The organism is Bradyrhizobium liaoningense, assembly GCF_018130785.1.
Lineage (GTDB): Bacteria > Pseudomonadota > Alphaproteobacteria > Rhizobiales > Xanthobacteraceae > Bradyrhizobium > Bradyrhizobium liaoningense_A.
This window is the reverse complement of sequence record NZ_JAFCJT010000003.1, coordinates 225,793-251,523: the sequence shown is the minus strand read 5'-3', so window position 1 is coordinate 251,523 and position 25,731 is coordinate 225,793. Positions and strand designations below refer to the sequence as shown.

Below are 25,731 nucleotides of genomic sequence, written 5' to 3'. Positions count from 1 at the left end.
GAGAGACGATGGAAAAGGTTCCGATGACTTCGGCCGGATTTGCCGCGCTCGGGGAAGAATTGAAGAAGCGCCAGTCCGAGGACCGTCCGCGCATCATCGAGCATATTGCGGAAGCGCGCTCGCACGGCGACCTGTCGGAGAACGCGGAATATCATGCCGCGAAGGAAGAGCAGTCCCACAATGAAGGCCGCATCGCCGAGCTCGAAGACAAGCTCGCGCGCGCCGACATCATCGATATATCCAAGCTGTCCGGCGACACCATCAAGTTCGGCGCCACCGTGACGCTGGTCGACGAGGACACCGAGAAAAAGACGGTGTGGCAGATCGTGGGCGAGGTCGAGGCCGACGCCAAGAAGGGCCGCATCTCCATCACCTCGCCGCTCGCGCGCGCGCTGATCGGCAAGAAGAAGGGTTCGACCGTCGAGGTCAACGCCCCCGGCGGTGCCAAGGCGTATGAGATCACCAAGGTGGAGTGGCGGTAAGGATTTGCCGCTGCGATGACGTTTTGAAGAGGCCGCGCATTGCGCGGCCTCCTTGTTTCGGCGTGTTGCTCGGAATGTGAGGGGTTCGCGCTCTCTCCATGCATCATTGCGAGCACAGCGAAGCAATCCAGAATCTTTCCGCGGAGTGGATTGCTTCGCTACGCTCGCAATGACGAAGAGCCCCCTACCTTCTTCCCTTCACGTCCAGCGGCACCGCAGCCTCGTATTTCGAGTTATGCAGCACCAGCGAGGTCCGGACGTTGCGGACATGGGGCGCCGCGGTCAGGTGGGTGACGAAATCCTGGAAGGTGGCCATGTCGGGCGCGACGCATTTCAGGATGAAATCGACCTCGCCCGACAGCATCCAGCATTCCCGCACCAGGGGCTCGGCGCGGACGAACTCCTCGAAGGCGCGCAAATCCGCCTCGGCCTGGCTGGACAGGTGCACGGCGGCGAACACGGTGACGTCGAAGCCGAGCTTGCGGGCGTCGAGCAGGCCTCGATAGCCGTGGATATACCCCTCCTCCTCCAGCGCCCGGACGCGGCGGAGGCAAGGTGGCGGCGAGATGCCGACGCGCTTGGCCAGCTCGACATTCGTGATTCGACCGTCGGCCTGGATCTCGGTGAGAATCTTCAGGTCGATCTCGTCTAGGTTCCGCGACACGTGATTGGAACTCCTGGCCTTTGCGGCGGTATCGATGGATTTGACGCAATCCTCATAGCCAGTTCGCAGCGATTGAGCAATTTTATTGCGCGTGCAGCGCAATCGACTTTTGTTCCCTGTTGGAAAAATCCGCCGACAGGGAATGCAATTCTTGCATAGCTCACCAGAAGGCTTAGATTAGCTCTGATATTTCAGCGCCTCCGCGAGGCCTCCCGGCACGTTCCGCGCCCGCGCTGCAAATCCCCCGTGAAAGGCGTCCATCGAAATGTCCGCTCCTGTTCATGCAAAGGTCGTCATTATTGGCTCCGGCCCCGCCGGCTATACCGCGGCGATCTACGCCGCGCGCGCGATGCTCGAGCCGATCCTGATCCAGGGCATCCAGCCGGGCGGCCAGCTCACCATCACCACCGATGTCGAGAACTATCCCGGCTTCGCCGACGTGATCCAGGGCCCCTGGCTGATGGAGCAGATGGAGAAGCAGGCGGTGCATGTCGGCACCAAGATCGTCTCCGACCTCGTGATCAAGCTCGACACCTCGCAGCGGCCGTTCCGCCTCACCTGCGATAGCGGCGACGTCTATCTCGCCGACAGCGTCATCCTCGCCACCGGCGCCCAGGCGCGCTGGCTCGGGCTGCCCTCTGAGGCGAAATTCCAGGGTGGCGGCGTCTCGGCCTGCGCCACCTGCGACGGCTTCTTCTACCGCAACAAGGAGGTCGTGGTGGTCGGCGGCGGCAATACCGCAGTCGAGGAAGCGCTGTACCTCACCAACCATGCCTCGCAGGTCACCATCGTGCATCGTCGCGATCACTTCCGCGCCGAACGCATCCTGCAGGAGCGTCTGTTCAAGCACCCGAAGATCAAGGTGGTCTGGGACTCAGCTGTCGACGAGATCTGCGGCACCGAGAACCCGAACAAGGTCACCCATGTGCGCCTGAAGAACGTCAAGACCGGCGCGCTCACGGACGTGAAGACCGACGGCGTGTTCATCGCCATTGGCCATGCGCCGGCGACCGAGCTCGTGAAGGACAAGGTCAAGCTGAAACGGTCGGGCTATGTCGAGGTCGCCCCGAACTCGACCGCCACCTCGGTGCCCGGCCTGTTCGCCGCCGGCGACGTCGCCGACGAGACCTATCGTCAGGCCGTGACGGCCGCCGGCCTCGGTTGCATGGCAGCCCTCGAAGCCGAACGTTTCCTGGCCCTGCGCGCCAGCGAGCGCGCCGCAGCGGAATAAAGATCATGCCTCGAACACGCGACGGATTTACGGATATGGATTGGGACAAGCTGAAGGTGTTTCACGCGGCGGCGGAAGCGGGCAGCTTCACGCATGCGGGCGAGCAGCTCGGCCTGTCGCAATCGGCGGTGTCACGCCAGGTCTCGGCGCTGGAGCAGGAGCTCTCGGTTTCGCTGTTCCACCGCCACGCCCGCGGCCTGATCCTCACCGAGCAGGGCGACCTGCTGTTCCGCACTGCGCATGACGTGTTCATGCAGCTCCAGGCGGCGCGCGCCAAGCTGACCGACAGCCGCGAGCGGCCGAGCGGCGACCTCAAGATCACCACCACGCCCGGCGTCGGCATCAACTGGCTGATCCCGCGGCTCGGCGAGTTCACTGCGCTCTATCCGGAGATCCGGATCTCGCTGATCGTTACCGACGAGGAACTCGACCTGTCGATGCGCGAGGCGGATGTCGCGATCCGCACCCGCAAGCCGACGCAGCCGGACCTCATCCAGCGCAAGCTGTTCGCGATGGGCTTCCACGCCTATTGCTCGCCTGATTACATCAAGCGCTTCGGTACGCCGCGCACGCTCGAGGAGCTCGACTCCCACCGCATCATCACGCTCTCCGACGGCAACTTCGCGCCGCATCTTCAGAACCGCAACTGGCTGGTCGAAGCCGGCCGCAACGGCTCTGGTCCGCGCGAGGCCTATTTCAGGGTGAACAACATCCTCGGCCTCGTCCGCGCCTGCCAGCAAGGCCTCGGCATCGCGGCGCTGCCGGACTATCTGATCGAAGAACAGAGCCGACTGGTGCAGCTGTTCGGCGAATCGGATTCGATCCAACTCGACACGTATTTCGTCTATCCCGAGGAGTTGAAGACGGTCGCACGCGTGCAGGTGTTCCGCGACTTCGTGGTGAGCAAGGCGCAGCGCTGGCCGTCCTGATTTCCGCATGTCTGACATGCGGCTTGGACGGTTGCTGCATGGCGCTCGTCAAGCCCATACTGCTTGCACGCTGAGCCTTCGCGTTGCGCATTTGTCCCCCTCCTCCAGTGGCGCGGGAGTTCAGTAATCCCTCTTGGAAGGTGATTGTGTCGGCCTCACGTGGCCAATACCTTAAGCCGGGCTCGCTTGAGCCCGGCTTTTTTTCTGTCCCATTCGGGTATCGCGTTCCGCGTGTATTGACAGTTCCACGCATACCCCGCATCATTTACAAATGATCACGAAGTCGTGCGCAATCGTCTCGAAAAAAGGCCCCCATCCCGGGGCCTCGGATTTTTGCGCGCGCTAGCTAGACTTCGTCATCGCGAGCCAAATCCCGAAAACCCCGCCGCCTGGACGGGGTTTTTTCATGTGCCCTCCGTCTCAGGTTTTATCGAGAAGGAGAAGAAACATGACCGGACTTGAAGAACATTTGCACGGACTCTGGCTGCCGCTCGTGACGCCGTTTCGCGACGGCGCTCTCGACGAGAGGTCGCTGCGGCGGCTGACACGGCACTATGGCGGACAGGCCATCGACGGCTTCATCCTGGGGGCGACCTCCGGCGAAGGCATGACGCTGCGCGCAGCCGAGCTCGAGCGCCTCGTCGCCATCGTGAGCGACGAGATGGCGGCGGGGCGCCGCACGCTGCCGATCTGCCTCGGACTGTCAGGCGCGGACACCTCGCGGCTGAAGGAACGCCTCGACGAGACCGCGGACTGGCCGATCGACGGTTATCTGATCGCGAGCCCCTATTATGTGCGGCCCTCGCAGCGCGGGCTGCTGGCTCATTTCGAAGCCCTTGCCGATCACGCGGCATGGCCGATCGCGCTCTACAACATCCCCTATCGCACCTCAGTCAACATCACCAACCAGACGCTGCTGCGGCTTGCCGAGCATCGGAACATCGTCGGGCTGAAGGATTGCGGCGCGAACCGCGAGCAATCCATCGCGCTCCTGCGCGACAGGCCGAAGGGCTTTCGCGTGCTCACCGGCGAGGATGCGAACTACCTTGAGGCGCTCACCGACGGCGCCGACGGCGGCATCGTGCTGTCCGCCCATGTCGAGACCGCGACGTTTGCTTCCGTGCATGCCGAGATGAAGCGAGGCAACCACGACGCGGCGCAGGCGCACTGGCAGGAGGTCGCCGAGCTGACGCGCCTGTTGTTCACCGAGCCGAGCCCGGCGCCGGCGAAGTACTGGCTGTGGCGGTGCGGCCTGATCGACAGCCCGGAAGTGCGCCTGCCGATGGTGGAAGTGAGCAGCGAACTCGCCGCCGCGCTCGATCGCGAAATCGAGCGGCGGATGAAAGTCGCCGCCTAGCGCTTTCGCTTTCTCTCTTCACGCTCACGCTAGCACCCCCTTCTCCCCGCGCGGGAGAGGGAAGGCAGCGTCGTGCCCGCTCGACAACATCACAATCCGGAAAGAGATCGACCTATGGACATTCGCCAATGGCGCGATGCGCTGAAGGCGGCATGGGAACGCGTTTCATATGCGAGCGAGTTATCCGACTGGCTGCGGCGCGATATCGGGTTGACCGCGGATGAGGTGAAATCGCGTGCGGACTACATCGACGAGATCAGAAGGAAATACAGCGACTGGGTTTAGCGGCGGCGCGGGTCCTTCACCCTCCCCTGGAGGGGGAGGGTAAGAACGTGCCCCGTAGTTAACCTCGCGCGAATGCCCTTCGCAGGCGCCGCATGGCGCATCCACGGCTCGTTTACGCAATCGCGCCTATCGTTTTCATTCAAAGTCTTCCGAAGGGGGAAAACCATGGCACAACGCACCCGGCCTAAGGCCGCGAGCCAATTCGCGCCCGCCGATCTCTTGCAGGGACTTCTGGTGGTGTCGTCATTCGGGTTCTGGGCGGTGATGCTCGGCCTGATGCCGGTGCTGCTGTTTCGCGTCTGGCTGGTCGGCTGACGCGCGCACCGCGGCCGGGATGGTTAATCCGTGGTAGCACCTGTGTTCGAATGCGCCCGAAATTGCGACCCGGAATCTTAAAACATCCCGGCTATCACTGGCGTCCATAAGCGAAGAAATCGCAGGGGCGTTTCGTGAATACTCAGAATGAAGTGGCGTCGCATTACGACGCCGGACAGCAGAGCTTTACCACCGAGGACATTCTCTGGGCCGCCGGCATCTGGTCGGTGATCCTGACCCTGTCGCCGGTCATCGTGTTCTACATGCTGATGGTGGCGTAACTCGTCTCCACCGGACCAAAACGCAAAACGCGCGGACATCCGCGCGTTTTCCGTCCGGGGAATGATTTATGAAAATTATGCCGCCTGCTTGTGCATTGCGCCGGATGCCGACGCCGTGCCGCGAATAGCCTTAACTGAACGCTCGATCGCCGCCCACAGCCTTGCGATTTCCTGGGCCGCACGGCTCTCGGCCTGATACTCGCGCGCGCCTTCGCCGTGGCTGAGCGCCATCAGCAGATCCGAACGGTTGGTGATCTGGCCACCCCACACCGGAGCGCGGAATTTCGCCAGCGCCTCGCGGGCGATGGTGACGATCGGGCTTTCGGACTCGTCGCGCCGCGCCGGCGCACCGTTGAGCACGACCGCGTACGGCTTGCGCGCCGCGCGGCACATCTGGATCGTTTCCTGCACCGCGTTGACGTCGAACACGCCGGGACGCGCGGGAATGACCACCATGGTCGCGTTCTTGATCGCGTCGTCGACGACGGCCGAGAGGTTCGGCGGCGTGTCGATCAACACCCATTCATAACCGTCGCGCTTGGCAGCGGAGACGATGCCGCTGACCGAGTTCACGGCAGGCTTGATCGGCGGCTCGTTGGTGCCGCGCAGCTTGTGCCACAGCGTGAGCGAGCCCTGCGGATCCGCGTCCACGAGCATCACCTGCTTGCTCGCCTTGATCTGTGCGGCAAGATGTGCGGCGAGGGTACTCTTGCCCGAGCCGCCTTTACGCGATGCAAAAACAATAACGTTCATACCCTTCGCCTCCAGATTGACCCCAGGCCACGAAAATGAATCACCGCGCTGATTCGGGAAAGAAAAATTTATCGGCAGTTCCGTCGGAGTCACGAAATAACAAGACGTGTTGGCTTTTGAGTCACACTGCTTCGCACGACCAAGATACAAACTGCAACGAAACGCCCTTCATGCCGGCAATCCCGCGCTTTTTCGGCAGCAACGCGGGAAAAAGCGGAATGCAACCTCGCCGCGCAAACCCTCCCGCGACTCTTTTCCGTCGAACGCGCTGGTAATTGTCGCAGGCGTCCGCACGGCGAGGCGAACAAAAGGAGTCCGGAGGCTGGCACGCAGCTGATGCCGGCAGCGCACGTACGGGACACGTCGACGCGACGGCGCTTCGCGCTGTTGACCTGGCATGACGAGCTTCAAAGAAAGAACGCGGGGTCCCGCGCTCAGCTTTCGCTGGATTTCTTCTTCTTGGCCGTCTTCTGCGAAGGCTTGGTGCTCTTCTTGGCGCGGGCCTCGCCCGGTTCGGGTCCCTGGCGGAAGAACACTTTGCACTGCGGCGAGAGCTGCGCCTTCTTCTGGATCATGCAGGCGGTGATGGCGTCGACGTTGGGAACGAACTCCCCGCACAGCCGCATCGCGTCCGGCGAGCAGGCCTGCTGCTCCTCCTGCGTGTAGGCGAAGCCCGCGCCGGGATGGACCAGGACGGCGAGAGCAATGCCCGAGATCGCAGCAGCCATGGATTTGTGAAAGCGGAACGCCGGCATCGATCCCCCCAGAGTGTCGAGTCAAAGCGAATAGTGGGTGAACGGGCGTTCGTTGGCAACGAGGCGTGAAGCGAAAGCTCGGACGTGTGCGGTCTCGGCAACAGGCGGGGGGCCCGGCTGCCGGCTACACTCTCAGGTGTCGTCGCCCGGCTTGACCGGGCGACCCAGTATTCCAGAGACGCCAAACGTTCCACGAGAGGCCGCGGCGTACTGGATCCCCCGCTTTCGCGGGGGATGACAAGTTGTGGGTGGGGAAGGGCTCCGCGCTACACCGCTTTCCCCTTTGTCGATACTGGCCGGACCGGCCCTCAACCCGAGCCCCCTACCGCCCCTTCCAACAAAAAATGCGAAAACAACCCCATGCACAGTAGGCCGGGTCTTGATATCCCTCGCAAAATCCACCTCTGCGGATTTTACGAAGTCGATTTGACACGTCGGGCAAAACAGCGGCATGATGGCATGATCGAGGATGTGGGGTGGTCGTGTGATGTCCCCGTGAGGTGAGGGGCGCATGGCCACAATGTTGATCGTCGCGCCGGTGTTCGCCCTGATCGCGGCCGGCTATGCGTCGGTGCTGTTTCGCTTCGTCTCCGAGACCGCGCACAAGGGCATCACCGAATTCGCCTTCAGCATCGCGATCCCTGCCCTGCTGTTCCGCACCATCGTCGTGTCGGAATTCCCCGATGTCAGCCCCTGGCGGATGTGGGGCGCCTATTACGGCGCACTCGCCGTCACCTGGATCGCGGCGCTGGCGATCTCGGCATGCTTGCGCGAACGGCGCGAAGACCGCGAGGACGGCGTCGTGTTCGCGATCGGCTCGGTCTACGGCAACATCGTGATGCTCGGCATTCCGCTCGTGCTCTCGGCGCTCGGCAACGAGGCCGCGGGCCCGATGTCGCTGATCCTGTCGGTGAACACGCCGCTGCTCTGGCTCTGCGGCATCCTGCAGATGGAGCTTGTCAGCCGCAAGCGGACAGGCTCGGTCCTGTCGGTCATCCGCCCCGTGCTCGCGGATCTCGCGCGCAATCCGCTGATGCTGGCGATCGGTTTTGGCGTGGTCTGGCGTTTTACGGGGCTCGGCCTCAACCCCGTCGTCGACCGGACGATCGAGCTGCTCGCGCAGGCGGGCTCGCCGGCGGCGCTGATCGCGCTCGGCATCAATCTGTTCCGGTTCGAGGTCAAAGGCGAGATGCTGAGCGTCGCCGCGATGAGCGCGCTCAAGCTGCTGGCGATGCCGGCGGCGGCGTTCGTGCTGGCCAAGCTGCTCGGCCTGCCTCCGGTCGCGGCCGGCGTGATCGTGCTGTTCGCGGCGATGCCGACCGGCGCCAACGCCTACATCTTCGCGGCGCAATATCAGCGGCTGGTGAACCCGGTGTCGGGGGCGGTGGCGCTGGGGACGCTGCTGGCGGCGGTGACGTTGCCGGTGGTGGTGGTGATCGTGGCGGGGGCGAGGTAGCAGCACTGCGCGCGGAGCACACGCAATCATCCCGGTGCATCAGTGCGATGAGTTGACCTGCGCAGGCGCAGGATCAACCGTATCGCCAGCCAGAGCATCAGAACGACGATCACGAAGGCGGCAACCGGCGCAGCCAGGGCAAGAAGCGATACGAGGAGTGCACCGCCCAGTTCGGCGGTCGCAACGGTTGAGTTGCCGAGGCCAGCCGTCAGGACCGTCGATTTGGCCCGCAGGGCCGCGGTGACGCCATGCACGATGCCGGCCGCGCCGCCGCCCGCGACGATGGCGGCCGTCCATTTCATCATCGGTGGAAGGTCTGCCATGGTCGCCGCCGACACGATGGCTCCGGCGATCACGGCGACAGGCGCGGCGATGACATCGAGCAAATTGTCCACGCCGGGAACGAAATACGCACCAACCTCCAGGAGCGCGGCCACACCAAGCATCAGCATTGCAGCAGGTGTTCCAAGCCACGCGAAACCGTCGCCCAGAGGAAGCGAACCCGAGTAAGCGGCCACGCTGGCAACCAGCATCGGCAGGAACACCCGGAAGCCCGTCGCGGCCGCAAGACCGACACCGAGCGCGATCGACAACGCGAGATCGGAGTTCGACATGAGATCCCCAACGATTGTTGCGCTCGAATTTCCCCGGGAAGGCTAGACGCGATGCGGCCGAGGTCATTGGGATGAGTACGGCCATCGACGCAGATCGCAATGCGTAATCAGGCTACATCGCGGAAGATGAGCAAACCAAGCCAGAAATGTTGACGCAGCCGATCACTCTGCGCATTTCTTCCGCTTCGAGATCAAAGACGAGGACCCGTCGCAGTGCTGGGCGCGCTCAAGCCGCTGGCGATGCCGGCGGTGGCGCTGGGAACGTTGCTGGCGGCGGTGACGTTGCCAGTGGCGGTGGTGATCGTAGCGGGGGTGAGGTAGCACTCGCAGGGGGTCCGTCCCGGCGATTTCATACTGGATACTTCGAAAACGGCGACTTTTTGCGGTGAAGAGAAAGGCTGAAGATGACCGTTGGATTATCGCGTCGATTTGGTGATCGCATGCTTATCGCTACGGACACAATGATCCACGATGAAACTGCAGCAAAGAGCAACCTGATTCCTGGGAGAGTGAAGGCTATTGTCCTATGCGAAGATGTCTCGGTCGCTTATGCAGGGACTGTGGGACATGCGTTGCCTGCCATCCAGGAAGCGGCCGCAATTGCGCGTAGCGGCCGTCGCATCGAAGACGTGATCAAGCCCTTGAGAGACGCCAGCGCTGAGAGTGCAGCAAGGGGTGAAGAGTTTCGGACAGAGTTTCTCGTGGCCTCTCACCGCAGCAGAGTCGCTATGTTCAAGATCTGGAAAGACGGCTTGATCACTGAGAATGATGACCGTCTATGGATAGGTCAGCCCGACATTGTTACCGCAGTTGAGAACATTGAGGCTGATACCCCCACAGCTCTCGCGCATAGCACCATCATCCCATTCATTACCCCTGAAGAGCACCGGTTCGCTTGTGCAATCAACCAAATTGCGACGCAGCCAGCACGTTTCTTGAGTAGCCGTGTGGGAGGCTTTATGATCACGGTTCTCGCGTCGCCGTTCGGGCATACCTACCAACATGTACTAGGGGCGACGATGCTCCAAGACATGGAATTCGGCAAAGCTAAGAGCGAGGAACAGCAGGCCGAACAACAAACCGGGATCAACTATTACACCTACCAAATCCTAGCGAATTTTTGGAGAGGTGCTGCGGTCGTTGCAGCGTATCTCGATCAACCGAAGCTTGGATTTCTATATCACCCGCTCGAATGGGATGGCGTCGAGACGTTCAATGAAACGACTGCTGAAGAGCTCTTAGGCCATGTCCGAGAAGTGGCAACTGCGATGGGTGCCGTTGAACGAATCTAGAACTACGGTGACAGCACTGTCACCATAATCCAACTAGTTGTTGGCAGGCTCGAGAGGCGAAAGGCTCTCGGGGACTTGTGATCGGACTGTATCGGCGAATTCGTGCCAATGCCGCTTTTGTTCGCTCCACCAACCTTCAGCCCATCTAGGAGAAGTAGTTGGAAGGATAAAAATCTGTGTTCCATGGTGGGATTGCTGGTGTCCGTACTGTGCCGATTTTCAGCAGACAACGCGCCCGGCTGCTCTGCTTGTGAACGCGAGATAGCGAGGCTTTAGCGATGCCATCGCGGCTAATCGCCATTGGCGCGCTTCTCCAGCACCGAGAACGCAGGCAAGAGGTTGTCGCTCACAGCGTCCAAAAAGAGCGCGTACGCGGTAGCGTTCAGGGCGATGCCTTCGCTGGCAAGAAATGTAGCGACACGCGCCTGCTCAGCGACCCGTGGCCGTACCGCTTCGCGAACCTCAGGCTCCTTGGCCCAATCCCAGTGAGGATCGGACCTTGGGTCCTCCTCGTAACTATCAGGGGCCTCGGCACCAATCACGTTCCATACAAACAGGTCGCTCAATTCCCGCCAGACCTTCGCCGGTCCGGGATCATTTTCGTATTGCGCGACATACCAACTGTACCATCGGCCAGCGAGCGCGATTGCGTTTACGCGAGTAAGGGGCTGACCTTCGCCATTCCTTTGGGCTCGCAGCGTTGCAATGCGAGTTTCAACTTCGGCTTCCCACTCCCCGAGGCGCACCTTTGCCTCGTGGCGAGGAGTGTCCGCTGGGAGCTTGAGGTGTGCCTCACGTCTGACACCGTAGAGCCGCTGGTACTCCTCGCGGACATCCTCGGGAACGCCCTTCCGAGCAAACCATCAACCATCATCAGCACGACTTAACGCGACCATCCGCAATGCCACTTGTAGCGCCTTTTGTATTTTAAAGGGCGCGAAAACGTTTGGTCTATCAGTAAGATACCGGAATTGCAGGGAAATTCTGTGTGTTGGTACAGTTGGGTGGGCTCGAACCACCGACCTCCTGTTCCACAGACAGGCGCTCTAACCAACTGAGCTACAACTGCATCCTTGCGAGCCGCCCGGGGGCGCCTTTAACAGGCCGGTCACCGAGGGGGGCTGGACGGGGCGGAAACTAGGTGCAACGGGCGTTTTTGGCAAGGCCGCAAAACCCGAGAATCGCGCTTCGGACGAGGTTATTTCCAAAGCAAAACCCGGGCTCTAGGCCCGGGTTTCCTGATTTAAACCAGCCGGCCTGATCAGGCGGCGGGCTTGTAGAACTTCGAGGCGGAGGCCTTGATCGGCTCGGCGGTCTCGGCGGCGACGCGCTGGGCGAGCTCGACCAGCTCCTTGGCCTGGGACTGGAAGGTCTCGAGCTGGGTGCGGGTGTGGCCGGTCCAGAGCTCCAGCGCTTCCGCCGGCGACTTGAGGCCGAACAGCTGCTGGGCGAAGTCCAACTGGGCGCTGCTGTTGGCCTTCATGAACTCCACCAGCTTGGCGGTGTACTCGCTCGCGCCCTTGTTGGCGGAGGTGAACACGGCTTCCACGGTGCCGTTGTGGGTCTCGGCCGCGTCCTTGAACTTGGCGTAGCTCTCGCGGGCCTGCGAAACGCCCTTTTCGGCGAACGCGCGCATCTGCTCGGGGACCTCGAACGGAATGATCGAGGCAGAAAACGGATCAGTCGCAGCTGTCATGGTTGTCCCTCACGCTAATGAAAAAATGGAGTGAGCCTTCCGGCGCGCCCGCCGGCCCCAACCTAGGCCTCAAATTCAGCGGGAACGAAGATCGGAAACGCAGAACGAATGAGATGGCTCACCCAGCGCCCATCACTATTGCTGCCTAAGATGTCAACATTGTGCAACGCAAACGTGATCAGGGCTGCGCCGCGAAAATTTAATCTCGGTGAGGATGAGGTTCCTGATCCGGGGAACTCAGGGTTGAGGTAATTGGGTGCCTGCTGGGCTGCTTTCTTACCCTCCTCTGGAGGGGGGCGAGACGAGCGGAGCTCGTTCGGGGGTCGATCGCGTGCAGCGCGAGCGGGGTGGGGTGATTCTCCACTCGGGCACCGCTTCGGCGGAGAGACTGTCACCCCACCTCGGTTCGCATTGCGCTTCGCTGCATGCGAACCGATCCTCCCCCTCCAGGGGAGGATCGGCACCTGTGATGCCGCGCCAGCCTGCTCTTTCGGCCAGATCTCCCTGCTTCGGCTTGGCCGTATCCATCGCCGCGCGGCGGCCCGCGAATCCTGCGGATGCCGTTGGGCTGCGGCTTGCGGGGTCGGCCAGATTAAGGTTATCGCGGCTTTAGGACGGCCCGTGTAGACCGGAGCCGTGGACCTGCCCGCGCCTGCGCGCGATAGTAACCCTTTCTTAAGGCTGTCATTCCGGCAGCCTTGCACCCTGATGCTGACAAGCGAGACTTGAAGCCGGTCGGATGACGAGTTCGGATTTCCAGTTGCGAGGCGTGGGCGATCCCCGGCTGGCCGTGCACGCGACCTCTCCGCTGCCCGCCTGGCTCTGGTCGATCGACGGCACGCGCGTGCTCTGGGCCAATCCGGTCGGTGCAAAGCTGTTCGGCGCGGCCAATGCCACAGCGCTGGCGGACAGGACCTTCGGCCCGGCGGACAGCCATCGCCGCCAGGTCGCCCGGCTCGCGCGCCAGCTGACGCCGAACGGCGCCGTCAAGCTCGAACGGCTGCGCGGCTTCGGCGCCCGCCTGGGCATGCTGATGACCTGCGCCTGCGTCCGCCTCGACTTCGCCGATGGCCATCATGGCGTGCTGGTCACCGCGATGGACCCGACGCTGCGCACCATGCCGCTGGTCGAACGCCTGCATCGTCTCGTCGAGGGCGCCAGGGTGCCGATGGCGGCGTTCGCGCCCGACGGCCTGTTCGTCGGCGCCAGCGAAGCCGCCCGTTCCCTGGTCGGCTTCCGCGATCTCGGCGATGCCGGCCTCGACCGGGCCCGCAGCGATGCGCTGGCGAAAGGCCGCGCCGAGACCTCGATCGGCATCGGCCAGATGGTGCTGCAACGGGTCGGCGTCGGCGCCGATGTCGGCCTGGTCGCGCTGATCGAGCCGGCCGCCCGGCAGGCCGCGCCCGATGTCGACGAGAACAGCGCGGGCGAACAAGCCGCTCAACCCGCGCCTGAGGCTCCGCCGGTCCCTTCGGCCGCAGCGCCTGATTACGCGCAGCCTGCGCGGCCGAGCAAGGCTGCATCCGGAATCGCGCTGTTCGACGCCTTCGCCGAGCCGGTCGAAACGCCGGCTGCGACAGAGGCCGTCCCGCCATCAGAGATGATCGTGGACGTGCCCGCGAGCGACGCGATGGTCGTAACGATCCCGGAGGCGGCCGAACAGCCTGCCCAGGAAACGATCGGCGAAGCCGCGCCCAAAACTCCAGTTGAAAACCCGCGAGAGGCCATTGTCTCGCCGCAGGCCGCGCCGATCACCTCGCTCATGGTCGAACCGCAATCAGCGGAGCCGCCCGCACCGCGTCAGCATCCGCTGCGTTTCCTGTGGCAGATGGATGCGGAGGGGCGCTTTGTGCTCGCAACCAGCGAGTTCATCCACCTGATGGGCGCGCACACCGCCGCCGGCTTCGGCCGCCCCTGGCGCGAGATCGCCGACGAATTTGCGCTCGATCCTGAAGGCCGCGTCGCGCAGGCGCTTGAGAGCCACGACACCTGGGCCGGGATCACCGTGAACTGGCCGGCCGATGGCGGCGAGCATCTGCCGGTCGAGCTCGCAGGCCTGCCCGTCTACGACCGCGAGCGCAATTTCGCGGGTTTCAAGGGTTTTGGCGTCTGCCGCGATCTCGACGGGCTCAACCGGCTCGATGCGCTCAGGCGCTTTGAGCTGTTCGCCGCGCCGCCCGCACAGCACGGCCTCTCCGCCGACGTCGTCGAGCCCGATCCCGAGCCCGTGGCGGAGGCCCCGCTCCCGCCGAGCGAGCCGCCCGCACGCGAGCCTGAGCCAACACCTGAACCTGAACTGCCCGAACCCGTAACCGACGCGAATTCACACCCAACCGATCCGGAAACGCCAGTGGAAACGCCTCCCAATGTCGTGCCGTTCCGCCCGCCCGGCGATGTCAGATCACCCAGTGATCAGAGATCGCCGACGCTGACGCCCGTCGAGAACAGCGCGTTCAACGAGCTCGCCCGGCAATTGTCCGAGCGGCTCGAACGCGAGCACGAGACGATCGCCGCCGGCACGTCCGAGCCGCCGGCCGCGGAGAGTGCGTCCGAACCTCCGATGGCGGAGCTCGAGGCGCCGCACGCGCCGGCCGAATGGCTGACCGAACCCGCGCCGCCTGCGCACGGCCACAGCGCGCGCGACCGCGCGCTGCTCGACCTGCTGCCGACGGGCATCCTGATCTACCGGCTCGACCGGCTGCTCTACGCCAACCCCGCCTTCCTCGCGCGCATGGGCTATTCCAGCCTGGGCGCGCTGGAGCATGCCGGCGGGCTCGATGCGCTCTATGTCGAACCGGGCGTGTCGTCGGCGAGCAGCACGTCGCAAGGAGGCACGCCGGTGACGATCAGCGCGACGGTGGCAAACGGCGAACAGCCGCTTCCGACCACCGAAGCGCATCTGCACACGATCGACTGGGACGGCGAGAGCGCGCATGCGCTGATCTGCGCGCTGCCGCAAGCGGCACCTGTCGTTGCTGCGCCTGTTGTCGCGCCACCGATCGTCGTCGAACCTGTCGTCGCGGAATCCTTCCCCTACGCGCCCGAGCTCGAGCCCGAGGTCGGCGATGCCGACGCGGAAGATCTCGCCGCGATCCTCGACACCACCGCCGAGGGCATCGTCATGTTCGATGCCGAAGGCAACATCCACGCCTGCAACCGCAGCGCGGAGGCGCTGTTCGGCTATGACGGCGAAACGCTGATGCAGCGGAACCTGGTGACGCTGTTCGCGCCGGAGAGCCAGCAAATCGTCGCCGACTATCTCGAAAACCTCAAGAGCCAGGACATCGCGAGCCTGCTCGACCACGGCCGCGAGGTGCTGGGACGCGAGAAGAAGGGCGGCGTCATTCCGCTCGCCATGATCATGGGCCGCACCAGGCCCGACGGCCCGAACTTCTTCGCCGTGTTCCGCGACCTCTCGCAGAGCAAGAAGGGCGAGAGCGAGCTGAAGAACGCCCGCCGTCTCGCCGACGGCGCGGCAAATGCCAAGGCCGACATGCTGGCGCGGATCAGCCACGAGATCCGCACGCCGCTCAACGCCATCATCGGCTTCGCCGAGGTGATGATCTCCGAGCGCTTCGGGACGCTCGGCAACGAGCGCTACGGCGAATACATGAAGGACATCCGCGCCTCCGGCGAGCGCGTGATCACCATCATCGACGATCTCCTGGAGTTGTCGCGGATCGAGACCGGCAAGCTCGATCTCACCTTCGCCAACCTCAACCTCAACGATCTCGTCGAAGCCTGCGTCATGGTGATGCAGCCGCAGGCCAACCGCGAGCGCATCATCATCCGCACCTCGCTCGGACATGCGCTGCCGCAGGTGAGCGTGGACGCGCGCGCGATGCGGCAGATCACCATGAATCTGATCTCGAACTCGATCCGGCTTGCGAGTGCCGGCGGCCAGGTCATCGTCTCCACAGCGCTCACCGACCGCGGCGAGATCGCGTTGCGCATCCGCGACACCGGCCACGGCCTGAGCGAGCGCGAGGTTGCTGCCGCGATGGAGCCGTTCCGCACGCCACCGCCCGGCGATGCCGCGGACAGTTCGGCGCTGAGCCTGTCATTGACCAAGGCCCTGGTCGAAGCCAACCGCGCCCGGTTCAACATCAAGAGCGCGGGCAATTCCGGCACGCTGATCGAAGTGGTGTTCGCACCGGCGGTGGTAGGGGCGTGAGAGCTACAGCGGAAGCCCTGCGCGATTGGCTACACTGTCATGCCCCGGCTTGACCGGGGCATCCAGTACGCCGCGGCCTCTCGATTCAATAACGACTTTCTCGGAGTACTGGATCGCCCGGTCAAGCCGGGCGATGACGGCTGAGTGCGTGGCGCATCGCAAACAAAAAGGGCACGGCGTGCGCCGTGCCCTTTTGCATTCAGCAAGGCAACCGCCTCAGCTGTAGATCTCGAACAGGCCGGCGCCGCCCTGGCCGCCGCCGATGCACATCGTCACCACGCCCCACTTGGCCTTGCGGCGCGCACCTTCCTGCAGGATGTGGCCGGTGAGACGCGCGCCGGTCATGCCGAAGGGATGACCGATCGCGATCGAGCCGCCATTGACGTTGTACTTGGCGGGATCGATGCCGAGCTTGTCGCGCGAGTAGAGGCACTGGCTGGCGAAGGCCTCGTTGAGCTCCCACAGATCGATGTCGTCGATCTTCAGGCCGGTGCGCTTCAGCAGCTTCGGGATCGCGAACACCGGGCCGATGCCCATCTCGTCGGGCTCGCAGCCGGCGGTTGCCCAGGCGACGAAGCGGCCGAGCGGCTTGAGGCCGCGCTTCTCGGCATCCTTGGCTTCCATCAGCACCACGGCGGCGGCGCCGTCCGAGAGCTGGCTGGCATTGCCGGCGGTGACGAACTTGCCCGGGCCCTTCACCGGCTCGAGCTTGGCGAGGCCTTCCAGCGTGGTCTCGGGGCGATTGCACTCGTCACGATCGACGACGTAGTCGACGATCGATTCCGCCTTGGTCTGCTTGTCGACGACCTTCATCTTCGTCTTCATCGGGACGATCTCGTCCTTGAACTTGTTCGCCTGCTGGGCCGCGGCCATGCGGCGCTGCGATTCCAGCGAGAACTCGTCCTGGTATTCGCGGCTGAGCTTGTAGCGCTCGGCGACGATGTCGGCGGTGTCGATCATCGCCATGAAGATATCGGGAGCGACCTTGAGCAGTTCCGGATCGATCGATTCCTTCGGCGAGCCGCCGCCCGGGATCGAGATGCTCTCGACGCCGCCGGCAACGATGCAGTCGGCGCCGTCGGAGCGGATCGAGTTGGCGGCCATCGCGATGGTCTGCAGGCCCGAGGAGCAGAAGCGGTTCACGGAGACGCCGGCCGTGGTCGTCGGCAAGCCGGCGAGCAGCGCGGCCTGACGGCCGATGTTCGGCGCGCCATGGGCGCAATTGCCGAGATAGCAGTCCTCGACATAGTCCTTCTCGACACCGGCGCGGTCGACCGCGTGCTGGATGGCGTGGGCCGCGAGCGACATCGGCGGCGTGATGTTGAACCCGCCGCGGCCGGACTTGGCGAGGCCCGTGCGTGCATAGGAAACGATGACGGCTTCACGCATTTGTTTTCTCCCTTTTCGAACGATTTTGAACGGAGCGTCCTCGCGCCATTGGTACACAAAGTTTGGCGGGCGCGGGAAAAATAAAAACGCCGCCTCCGGTGATGGAGGCGGCGTTGTTCCGCGGGTCGGAATATGTCGGCGTCTTAGAACGTCAGTGCCTTGACCTGCTTGACCTGCGGCAGGGCCTGCACCTTGGCGAGCAGTTCGGGCGGCACGACGCCGTCGACCTCGATCAGCGCGATGGCATCGGCGCCGGGCGCGACGCGGCCGAGATGGAAGGTCGCGATGTTGATCTTGGCGTCGCCCAAGAGGCTCGCGAACTTGCCGATGAAGCCCGGCTTGTCCTCGTTGGTCACGTAGATCATCGACTTGCCGAACTCGGCGTCGACGCGGATGCCCTTGACGTCGACGAGGCGCGGCTTGCCGTCGTGATAGACGGTGCCGGAGACCGAGCGCTCCTGGCGTTCGGTCGCAACCGTGACGGTAATCAGGCTCTCATAGTCGCTCTGGGCGGCGCGCACGATCTCGTCCACGACCATGCCGCGCTCCTTGGCGACGACGGGGGCGGACACCACGTTGACCTCGCCTAGCATCGGCCGCAGCAGGCCCGACAGCACGGCCGAGGTGATCGCCTTGATCTTCATCTCGGCGACGTGGCCCTCATAGGTGATCTGCACCTTGAGGATGCCGCTCTCGGTGAGCTGGCCGGCGAACGAGCCGAGCTTCTCGGCGAGCGAGATGAACGGCTTCAGTTTCGGCGCTTCTTCCGCCGTGATCGACGGGAAGTTGACCGCATTCGAGATCGCGCCCGACAGCAGATAGTCCGACATCTGCTCGGCGACCTGGAGCGCGACGTTCTCCTGCGCTTCCGTGGTCGAGGCGCCGAGATGCGGCGTGCAGATCACGTTGGGATGGCCGAACAGCACGTTCGCATTCGCCGGCTCCTCGACGAAGACGTCGAAGGCGGCACCCGCAATGTGCTTGGAGTTGAGCGCATCGACCACCGCCTGCTCGTCAACGAGACCGCCGCGGGCGCAGTTGATCAGGCGCACGCCCTTCTTCATCTTGGCGATCGCGGCCGCGTCGATGATGTTCTTCGTCTTCTCAGTGAGCGGGGTGTGCAGCGTGATGAAGTCGGCGCGCTTCAGGAGGTCGTCGAGCTCGACCTTCTCGACACCGATGTCCTTGGCGCGCTCCGGCGACAGGAACGGATCGAAGGCGACGACCTTCATGCGCAGGCCGAGTGCGCGGTCGGCGACGATCGAGCCGATGTTGCCGCAACCGACCACGCCGAGCACCTTGCCGGTGATCTCGACGCCCATGAAACGGTTCTTCTCCCACTTGCCGGCCTGGGTCGAGGCGTCGGCCTGCGGGATCTCGCGGGCCAGGGCCAGCATCAGCGTGATGGCGTGCTCGGCAGTCGTGATCGAATTGCCGAACGGCGTGTTCATCACGATGATGCCCTTGGCCGTGGCGGCGGGGATCTCGACATTGTCGACGCCGATGCCGGCGCGGCCGATCACCTTGAGGTTGGTCGCCTTCTCCAGGATCTTGGCGGTCGCCTTGGTCGCGGAGCGGATCGCGAGACCATCGTAATTGCCGATAATCTCCGCAAGCTTGTCCTTGTCCTTGCCGAGATTGGGCTGGAAGTCGACCTCGACGCCGCGATCCTTGAAGATCTGAACGGCGGCGGGAGAGAGCGCGTCGGAGATGAGAACTTTGGGTTTGGTCATGGGATCTGTCCTTCACACCCTCCCCTGAAGGGGAGGGGTCGGCGCGAAGCGCCGGGGTGGGGTGAAGCTGCAAAAAGAAAATCGCCGGTGCGCCGTGTGGAGAGATCACCCCACCCCGCGCCACCTTCTTGTCTGAGCATGACCTTGTCGGAAAACCGGAGACCACTTTTCCGGATCATGCTCACGGTGCGTCGCCCCTCCCCCTCCAGGGGAGGGTAAGAACTCAGGCCGCCTTGGCGAGCTGCGCCTTGGTCTCGGCGAACGCCCAGTCGATCCACTGCGTCAGCAGCTCGACGTCGCTGGCCTCGACGGTCGCGCCGCACCAGATGCGCAGGCCGGCTGGCGCATCGCGGTAGTACGCGAAGTCGTAGCCGGCGCCTTCCTTCTCGACCAGCGCGACCAGCTTCTTGGAGAAGTCGGCCTGCGCGTCGTCCGAGAGCGAGGTGAGCGCGGGATCGGTGAACTTCAGGCACACCGAGGTGTTGGAGCGGATCGCGGCGTCCTTGGCCAGGAAGTCGATCCAGGGCGTCTTCGCCTTCCAGTCGGCCAGCACCTTGGTGTTGGCATCGGCACGCGCGATCAGCGCCTTCAGTCCGCCGATCGACTTGGCCCAGTTCAGCGCATCGAGATAATCCTCGACGCAGAGCATCGAGGGCGTGTTGATCGTCTCGCCGACGAAGATGCCTTCGTTGATCTTGCCGCCCTTGGTCATGCGGAAGATTTTAGGCAGCGGCCAGGCCGGCTTGTAGGTCTCGAGCCGCTCCACGGCGCGGGGCGACAGGATCAGCATGCCGTGCGCGGCTTCGCCGCCGAGCGCCTTCTGCCAGGAGAAGGTGACGACATCGAGCTTGGCCCAGTCGAGCGGCTGCGCGAATGCGGCCGAGGTCGCGTCGCAAATGGTCAGGCCTTCGCGGGTCGCGCTGATCCAGTCGGCGTTCGGGACGCGGACGCCGGAGGTGGTGCCGTTCCAGGTGAAGACGACGTCGGACTTCGGATCGACCTTCGAGAGGTCGGGGATCTCACCGTAAGCTGCATTGAGCTTGGTGACGTCCTTGAGCTTCAATTCCTTGACGATATCGCTGACCCAGCCCTCGCCGAAGGATTCCCAGGCGAGCGTGGTGACGGGCCGCGCACCGAGCAGCGACCACAGCGCCATCTCGACCGCGCCGGTATCGGACGCCGGCACGATGCCGATGCGATAATCGGCGGGCACTTCAAGCACTTCGCGCGTCAGATCGATCGCGAGCTTGAGCTTGGTCTTGCCGACCTTCGCGCGATGCGAACGGCCGAGCGCTGCGTCCTTGAGATTTTGGGCGTTCCAGCCGGGGCGCTTGGCGCAGGGGCCGGAGGAGAAATGCGGCACGTTCGGCCGCGAAGCGGGCTTCGCTACGGTCATGATCTACCCTTCCAGATAGTAAGCCTCCCGTTGGGGGGAGGTGTCCCGCCGCGGCTGATACGGGAATCGGGAAGACCAGTCAAGAAAGTTCAGGAGCCTCACGGGGGAGTGAAGGCGCTTCCGGCGCGAGATCCGGGGATTCCACCGGGGCGAGCGCGTTCAGCAAGTCCGTGGCATCGCTGATCAATTGCGCCGCGCGGCGGCGGCTGCCGACCTTCAAAATGCATTTGTCATTGGCCTGCACAACGTAATCGTTGCCGACCTTGATCATGGAATAGCTTGTCATCGAAATCCCCGAACCGACCGAGCCCGGTGTCAGACGTTGCCGTAGCACCGTTCGTTCCTCATTCAACGTGAACGACGGCTGGGTAGTTTATCAGCTCTTAACATGAACGAATGCGCGATCCGAATTTGCTGACCGCGCAACGGCCGCGACGAGCTGCGTCAAAAGCGGACAGTCATGCCGACGTGACTCGCAGCGAAGCCGAGCCGCTTGTAGAAGCGCTGCGCATCTGTTCGCGTCTGATGCGTCAGCAGTTCGACCAGATTGCAGCCGCGCGCTTTCGCTTCCGCGACCGCCCATTGCACCAGCTGCTCGCCGATGCCGCGGCTGCGACAATCGGAAGCAACGCGGACATCTTCGAGCAGACCGCGGATGCCGCCTTGCGTGCTGATACCCGGCAAGATCGCAAGTTGCAGGCAGCCGACCACCCTGCCCTCGCTCTCTGCCACCACGAGCGTGAGATTTTGATCGCGCTCGACCCGCTCGAATGCCAGGTAATAGGACGCAGGCAGCGGATCCTCCACGCGCTCGCGGGCGCGCCCGAGATGATCGTCGGCAAGCATGGCGACGATCGCCGCAACATCCTCACGGCGCGCGGGACGGATGGAGACGGACTTCTCGTTCATGTCGGGAAACTCCAAGAATCAGCGCGACTCTCAGCGAGCCGGCGGAAGGCCGAGCGAGCTTTCGGCTTCGCCGATCCAGCGGCGGACGGCCGCATGGCGACCGAGATCGAAACCGCCTTCATGCGCGAGGCGGGTATAGGCGAGCAGCGAGACGTCGGCGAGCGAAACCTCCGCGCCGGCGAAGAAGCGGCTTGCCGCCAGATGCTGCTCCATGCGGTCGAGCGCCGCATAGCCGCGCTTGACCTTGTCGGGATCGAGCTCGGAGGCGTCCTTGCCGAGATAGACCAGCTGGAAGCGGCACACCGCGATATAGGGCTCGTGGCTGTACTGCTCCCAGAACAGCCATTCGTCCATCTTGGCCGCCGTGAAGGCGTCGCGCGGAATGAGCGCGCTGTCGCGGGCGAGATAACGGATGATGGCATTGGACTGCGCCAGCGTGCGGCCGTCGTCGAAGGCGACGGTCGGCACCTGGCCGGCGCCGTTCATTTTCAGGAATTGCGGCGTGCGCGTCTCGCCCTTGCGGGTGTCGACCTCGATCCACTGGTAAGGCAGCGCGAGCTTGTCGCAGACCCACTTCACCTTGAGACAATTGCCGGAATTGCTGTCGCCGTAGATTTGCATCGCCGCCGCCCCGTTGGAGCGACAGAGCATCAGGACGGACGCGGGCTGTCAACCGCGGTGGCAGCGAAGCAGTATCAAAACTTGTAGCCGAGGCCCGCGCGAACGGTGTTGATGCTGGTGTCAACAGCGGAAGAGAAACGGATATATTCGTACTCCGCCCGCATGAACAAGCCGCCGACCAGGTTGACATCAACGCCGAGACCGGCGGTGTAGCCGTAGATCAGGTGATTGTGCTGGGCATCGGTAGAGCTCAACGGCGCCAGCGCCGTGTAGGTCCCCAACTGGGTGGTGCTCACGCGATCCTGCACATTGGCCGTGCGCACGATGTCGGCATTGCCGAGCGCCAAGCCGGCAAACATGTAGGGCAGGAAGCATCCCCACGCATAGGCGGCGCGACCGCGGAAGGTCCCGATGTCGCTGATGCTGATCGAAGACGTGGAGGTCGCCGTGACATCATGGAAGTTACCGTCAGACAGCGCTGTGGCGCTGACGCGCCTTTCGGTGGCCGACGCCGATCCGCCGAACGTGCCATGCAGCCAGCTGATTTCGAGACCCAGCACGACGTCGTCCCACTGGCCGTTGTAGCCGACGAAGGCGCCGTAACCGGTGGTGCGCTGCGAGGCCTTGCCCAGGCCGAGATTCCACTGGGACACGCCCATCGAGCTCTCGATCAACGTGTCGGCCAGCAGCGACGACATCATGTTGCTGGTCGAACCTCTGAAGTTTTCATCGGAGGAGCCGTAGCCGGCCTGGGCGCCGAAATAGCCGCCCTGCCAGTTCGGCCGCGCGCTGGTCAGACCATCGGTAACCGAGCCGCGCAGGAAAGGCAGTTCCGGCATATCGGCCGCGTACGCGGCAGACACCGTCCCCAACATCGCCGCCGCCAACAGAAGCCTACGCATCCTAACGCTCCATCGAACTCGAACTTTCACTCGTGATCATGGCTCGTTAACCTTAACCAATGGTTGCGCCAGACGCTTTCATCGCCGCTCGCCATGAAAAATACGCAAAGCAAAACGGCGCGGGATGATCCCGCGCCGTTAAGAGACGTTAAGCGATGGAGCTGACGATCAGCCCTTGGTGACGAGCGGCGGCATGTAGGCCGGCGGGCTGTTGAGATCCCAGCGCACGCCGAGCTTGACGTCGTGCGAGGTGATGTCCTTGACCTTGATCGTCGACGGACCCGAGATGCTGCCGTCGAACGCGCGGTAGTTGCCGAGCGCGGCGTCGCCGAGATCCATGTAGCTGTAGGCCAGTTCGACCGTGAAGCCGGGGTTGACCTTGTAGGCGAGACCGGCGTGAGCGGCCCAGGCGAAGTTCCACTTTCCGTTGTCGCCGAAATAGGTGACGCTGTTGGACAGCGCGCCGGCGGTGTAGCGGACGCCGTTATCCTGGAAGCCCGAGAGCTTGTTGTAGGAGCCGCCGACACCGGCGCCGATGAACGGGGTGATGCACCACCAGGTGCCGAGATCGACATAGGCGTTGGCCATGACGACCCACTCGGACTTGCTGCCGGTGTAGGTGTTGGCTTCGACGTCGGTCGGCCCGAGCAACACGCTCTGCGAACCGTGCAGATTGGCCTTGCCGCGATACTGACCGATCACGTCGGCGCGGAACCAGTTGTTGAAGCGATAGCCGACGCCGAGGTCGAACAGCGGCGAGGAGTCGAAGCCGAGGCCCGTCGTCGTGGTCGGGTACGTCTGCGCGGTGGCGCTGTCGATGCGCTTGGCGCTCTGGTTGGTCATGCCGATGTCGCCGCGGAGATACCAGCCACCGAAGTCGGCGGGCGGAGCCGGCGGCGCGTACATCGGAGGCGGAGCGGCGATCGGCATGTCGGCGGCGAACGCCATCGACGAGATCAGGGTCGCCGCACCCGCGGCAAGGAGAGACTTAACGCTACGCATTGGCTTCGTCCTTATGGCCGGTGAGGCAAAATGCTGACGCCCCACGTTCTGGAAACTCACGGGAGGACGATGGCACCAAATGCTTAAGCGCCACTTAACCCTAATTTTTAAGGTTGATTTTTTCTGACTGCACACGCGGATGCAGCGAGAGCGTTGCAAAAATGCGGCGCCTACGCACCGCAATTGCTAACGATGTATGAAGCCGCGTTGCGGCGAAACAGGATCTGTTAACGCAGGTGCTGCGGCAGCTTGGGCAGGAACACCGCAAGCAGGCCGATCGCCGGCAGCCAGGCACAGACCTGGTAGACGAACTCGATCGAGGTGTGATCGGCGAGCTTGCCCAGCACGGCGGCACCCAGGCCGCCGATGCCGAAGGCAACACCGAAGAACACGCCGGAGATCATGCCGAAGCGGTGCGGCACCAGCTCCTGCGCGAACACGATGATCGACGACGTCGTCGAGGAGATGATCAGGCCGATGATGACGCTGAGCACCGCGCTCGCATAGAGCCCGGCATAGGGCAACGCCAGCGTGAAGGGCAGCGCGCCGAGGATCGAGATCCAGATCACGATCTTGCGGCCGAAGCGATCACCCAGCGGGCCGCCGAAGAACGCGCCCACCGCATTCGCGGCAAGGAAGATGAAGAGATAGATCTGCGCCGCCTGCGTCGACACGCCGAAGCGATCGATCAGATAGAAGATGTAGTAGCTCGACAGGCTCGAGACGTAGAGCTGCTTCGAAAACAAGAGCGCCACCAGCACCGCAAGGGCGACCCCGACGCGGCGCGAACTCGGCGCGTCGGGATGGACCTGAGCCGTCGCCGCCTTCTTCGCCTTGATCTGCGGCTCGTACCAGCGGCCGATGCGCCAGAGGATGAGAATCGCGAGGAACGCGATCGAGGAGAACCAGGCGATGCTGCCCTGCCCGAACGGCACCACGATCAGCGCGGCCAGCACCGGCCCCATCGACGTGCCGAAGCTGCCGCCGAGCTGGAACACCGATTGCGCGAAACCATAGCGACCGCCGGAGGCAAGCCGCGCGATGCGCGCCGACTCCGGATGAAACACCGCCGAGCCGAGGCCGACCAGCGCGGCGGCGACAAGGATGACGAGATATTGGTGTGCGGCGCTGAGCAGCAGCAGGCCGAAGAAGGTCGAGGCCATGCCGATCGAGAGCGAATAGGGCTGCGCCTTCTTGTCGGTGTAGTGCCCGACGACCGGCTGGAGCAGCGAGGCCGTGAACTGGAAGGCCAGCGTGATCATGCCGATCTGCGCGAAGTCCAGCGCGTAGGTGTCCTTCAGGATCGGATACACCGAGGCGATCAGCGACTGCATGGTGTCGTTGAGGAAGTGCGAGAAGCTGATGCCGGCAAGCACGACATAGGCCGGCCCTGCGGCAGCCCGGGCGGCGGGCGCCACGTCCCTGACGACGACCGGCTCGGTCAGCGTTTCCTCGGAGACGACGACAGGCTTGTTCAATGGAGCACCCCGGCGCG

The 25,731-nt window shown here is 63.7% G+C and carries 25 protein-coding genes and 1 tRNA gene; 10 read left to right on the top strand and 16 right to left on the bottom strand.

Annotation, left to right across the window (positions count from 1 at the left end; all coding sequences use genetic code 11):
• Positions 1–8: 8 nt before the first annotated feature.
• Positions 9–482 (top strand): transcription elongation factor GreA, encoded by a 474-nt coding sequence (gene greA, locus JQ627_RS11550; RefSeq protein WP_027547666.1) that lies wholly within the window; start codon positions 9–11, stop codon positions 480–482.
• Between the two features lie 184 nt (positions 483–666).
• Here the strand turns inward: greA and JQ627_RS11545 are convergent, their stop codons facing one another.
• Complete coding sequence (locus JQ627_RS11545) at positions 667–1,146, bottom strand: Lrp/AsnC family transcriptional regulator (RefSeq protein ID WP_027547667.1); 480 nt, start codon at positions 1,144–1,146, stop codon at positions 667–669.
• Between the two features lie 265 nt (positions 1,147–1,411).
• Between JQ627_RS11545 and trxB the strand changes: the two genes are divergently transcribed.
• The 6 genes from trxB (at position 1,412) to JQ627_RS11515 (ending at position 5,544) form a co-directional block, all read left to right on the top strand.
• A complete protein-coding gene (trxB, locus tag JQ627_RS11540) occupies positions 1,412–2,377 on the top strand; it encodes a thioredoxin-disulfide reductase (RefSeq protein WP_212484333.1) in 966 nt (321 codons plus the stop codon).
• A gap of 5 nt (positions 2,378–2,382) precedes the next feature.
• The gene (locus JQ627_RS11535) at positions 2,383–3,306 is read left to right on the top strand and encodes a LysR family transcriptional regulator (RefSeq protein WP_027534296.1); all 924 of its coding nucleotides are present in this window, start codon (positions 2,383–2,385) and stop codon (positions 3,304–3,306) included.
• Positions 3,307–3,754: 448 nt separating this feature from the next.
• Positions 3,755–4,663 (top strand): 4-hydroxy-tetrahydrodipicolinate synthase, encoded by a 909-nt coding sequence (locus JQ627_RS11530; RefSeq protein ID WP_212484332.1) that lies wholly within the window; start codon positions 3,755–3,757, stop codon positions 4,661–4,663.
• A gap of 114 nt (positions 4,664–4,777) precedes the next feature.
• Entirely contained in the window at positions 4,778–4,948 is a 171-nt protein-coding gene (locus JQ627_RS11525; protein ID WP_212484331.1) for a hypothetical protein, read from the top strand.
• 165 nt (positions 4,949–5,113) lie between these two features.
• Entirely contained in the window at positions 5,114–5,263 is a 150-nt protein-coding gene (locus JQ627_RS11520; RefSeq protein ID WP_212484330.1) for a hypothetical protein, read from the top strand.
• Positions 5,264–5,397: 134 nt separating this feature from the next.
• Positions 5,398–5,544, top strand: coding sequence for a hypothetical protein (locus JQ627_RS11515; RefSeq protein WP_212484329.1), 147 nt, complete (start codon positions 5,398–5,400; stop codon positions 5,542–5,544).
• A 75-nt stretch (positions 5,545–5,619) separates the two neighbouring features.
• On the opposite strand, the gene JQ627_RS11510 is transcribed toward JQ627_RS11515, so the two are convergent.
• The gene (locus tag JQ627_RS11510) at positions 5,620–6,297 is read right to left on the bottom strand and encodes a ParA family protein (protein WP_014492079.1); all 678 of its coding nucleotides are present in this window, start codon (positions 6,295–6,297) and stop codon (positions 5,620–5,622) included.
• A gap of 434 nt (positions 6,298–6,731) precedes the next feature.
• Entirely contained in the window at positions 6,732–7,052 is a 321-nt protein-coding gene (locus JQ627_RS11505; RefSeq protein ID WP_212484328.1) for a hypothetical protein, read from the bottom strand.
• A gap of 511 nt (positions 7,053–7,563) precedes the next feature.
• Here JQ627_RS11505 and JQ627_RS11500 point away from each other — a divergent pair.
• The gene (locus JQ627_RS11500; protein WP_212484327.1) at positions 7,564–8,508 is read left to right on the top strand and encodes an AEC family transporter; all 945 of its coding nucleotides are present in this window, start codon (positions 7,564–7,566) and stop codon (positions 8,506–8,508) included.
• Between the two features lie 26 nt (positions 8,509–8,534).
• On the opposite strand, the gene JQ627_RS11495 is transcribed toward JQ627_RS11500, so the two are convergent.
• On the bottom strand, positions 8,535–9,122 hold the full coding sequence (locus JQ627_RS11495; protein ID WP_212484326.1) for a DUF4126 domain-containing protein: 588 nt from the start codon (positions 9,120–9,122) through the stop codon (positions 8,535–8,537).
• Positions 9,123–9,526: 404 nt separating this feature from the next.
• Between JQ627_RS11495 and JQ627_RS11490 the strand changes: the two genes are divergently transcribed.
• Entirely contained in the window at positions 9,527–10,414 is an 888-nt protein-coding gene (locus JQ627_RS11490; RefSeq protein ID WP_212484325.1) for a hypothetical protein, read from the top strand.
• A 290-nt stretch (positions 10,415–10,704) separates the two neighbouring features.
• Here the strand turns inward: JQ627_RS11490 and JQ627_RS11485 are convergent, their stop codons facing one another.
• The 3 genes from JQ627_RS11485 to JQ627_RS11475 form a co-directional block, all read right to left on the bottom strand.
• Positions 10,705–11,160, bottom strand: a complete 456-nt coding sequence (locus tag JQ627_RS11485; RefSeq protein ID WP_212484324.1) for a hypothetical protein — start codon at positions 11,158–11,160, stop codon at positions 10,705–10,707.
• Between the two features lie 246 nt (positions 11,161–11,406).
• A tRNA-His gene (locus JQ627_RS11480) sits at positions 11,407–11,483 on the bottom strand.
• A gap of 192 nt (positions 11,484–11,675) precedes the next feature.
• Entirely contained in the window at positions 11,676–12,110 is a 435-nt protein-coding gene (locus JQ627_RS11475) for a phasin (protein ID WP_212484323.1), read from the bottom strand.
• Between the two features lie 739 nt (positions 12,111–12,849).
• Here JQ627_RS11475 and JQ627_RS11470 point away from each other — a divergent pair.
• Entirely contained in the window at positions 12,850–16,284 is a 3,435-nt protein-coding gene (locus tag JQ627_RS11470; RefSeq protein WP_212484322.1) for a PAS domain S-box protein, read from the top strand.
• Positions 16,285–16,500: 216 nt separating this feature from the next.
• Here the strand turns inward: JQ627_RS11470 and JQ627_RS11465 are convergent, their stop codons facing one another.
• The 9 genes from JQ627_RS11465 to JQ627_RS11425 all read right to left on the bottom strand — a co-directional run bounded on the left by JQ627_RS11465 (position 16,501) and on the right by JQ627_RS11425 (position 25,714).
• Entirely contained in the window at positions 16,501–17,673 is a 1,173-nt protein-coding gene (locus JQ627_RS11465) for an acetyl-CoA C-acyltransferase (protein WP_212484321.1), read from the bottom strand.
• A 143-nt stretch (positions 17,674–17,816) separates the two neighbouring features.
• On the bottom strand, positions 17,817–19,406 hold the full coding sequence (gene serA, locus JQ627_RS11460; RefSeq protein ID WP_212484320.1) for a phosphoglycerate dehydrogenase: 1,590 nt from the start codon (positions 19,404–19,406) through the stop codon (positions 17,817–17,819).
• A 223-nt stretch (positions 19,407–19,629) separates the two neighbouring features.
• Positions 19,630–20,802: a phosphoserine transaminase gene (locus JQ627_RS11455; protein ID WP_212484319.1), complete on the bottom strand. Its 1,173-nt coding sequence runs from the start codon at positions 20,800–20,802 to the stop codon at positions 19,630–19,632.
• A gap of 79 nt (positions 20,803–20,881) precedes the next feature.
• Positions 20,882–21,073 (bottom strand): hypothetical protein, encoded by a 192-nt coding sequence (locus tag JQ627_RS11450; RefSeq protein ID WP_249143034.1) that lies wholly within the window; start codon positions 21,071–21,073, stop codon positions 20,882–20,884.
• Between the two features lie 173 nt (positions 21,074–21,246).
• Positions 21,247–21,711 (bottom strand): GNAT family N-acetyltransferase, encoded by a 465-nt coding sequence (locus JQ627_RS11445; protein ID WP_212484318.1) that lies wholly within the window; start codon positions 21,709–21,711, stop codon positions 21,247–21,249.
• Between the two features lie 30 nt (positions 21,712–21,741).
• Positions 21,742–22,332, bottom strand: a complete 591-nt coding sequence (locus JQ627_RS11440; RefSeq protein WP_212484317.1) for a glutathione S-transferase family protein — start codon at positions 22,330–22,332, stop codon at positions 21,742–21,744.
• Between the two features lie 74 nt (positions 22,333–22,406).
• Positions 22,407–23,234, bottom strand: coding sequence for an outer membrane protein (locus JQ627_RS11435; protein ID WP_212484316.1), 828 nt, complete (start codon positions 23,232–23,234; stop codon positions 22,407–22,409).
• Positions 23,235–23,402: 168 nt separating this feature from the next.
• Positions 23,403–24,236: an outer membrane protein gene (locus JQ627_RS11430; RefSeq protein WP_212484315.1), complete on the bottom strand. Its 834-nt coding sequence runs from the start codon at positions 24,234–24,236 to the stop codon at positions 23,403–23,405.
• Positions 24,237–24,463: 227 nt separating this feature from the next.
• On the bottom strand, positions 24,464–25,714 hold the full coding sequence (locus tag JQ627_RS11425; protein ID WP_212484314.1) for an MFS transporter: 1,251 nt from the start codon (positions 25,712–25,714) through the stop codon (positions 24,464–24,466).
• Between the last annotated feature and the right edge of the window lie 17 nt (positions 25,715–25,731).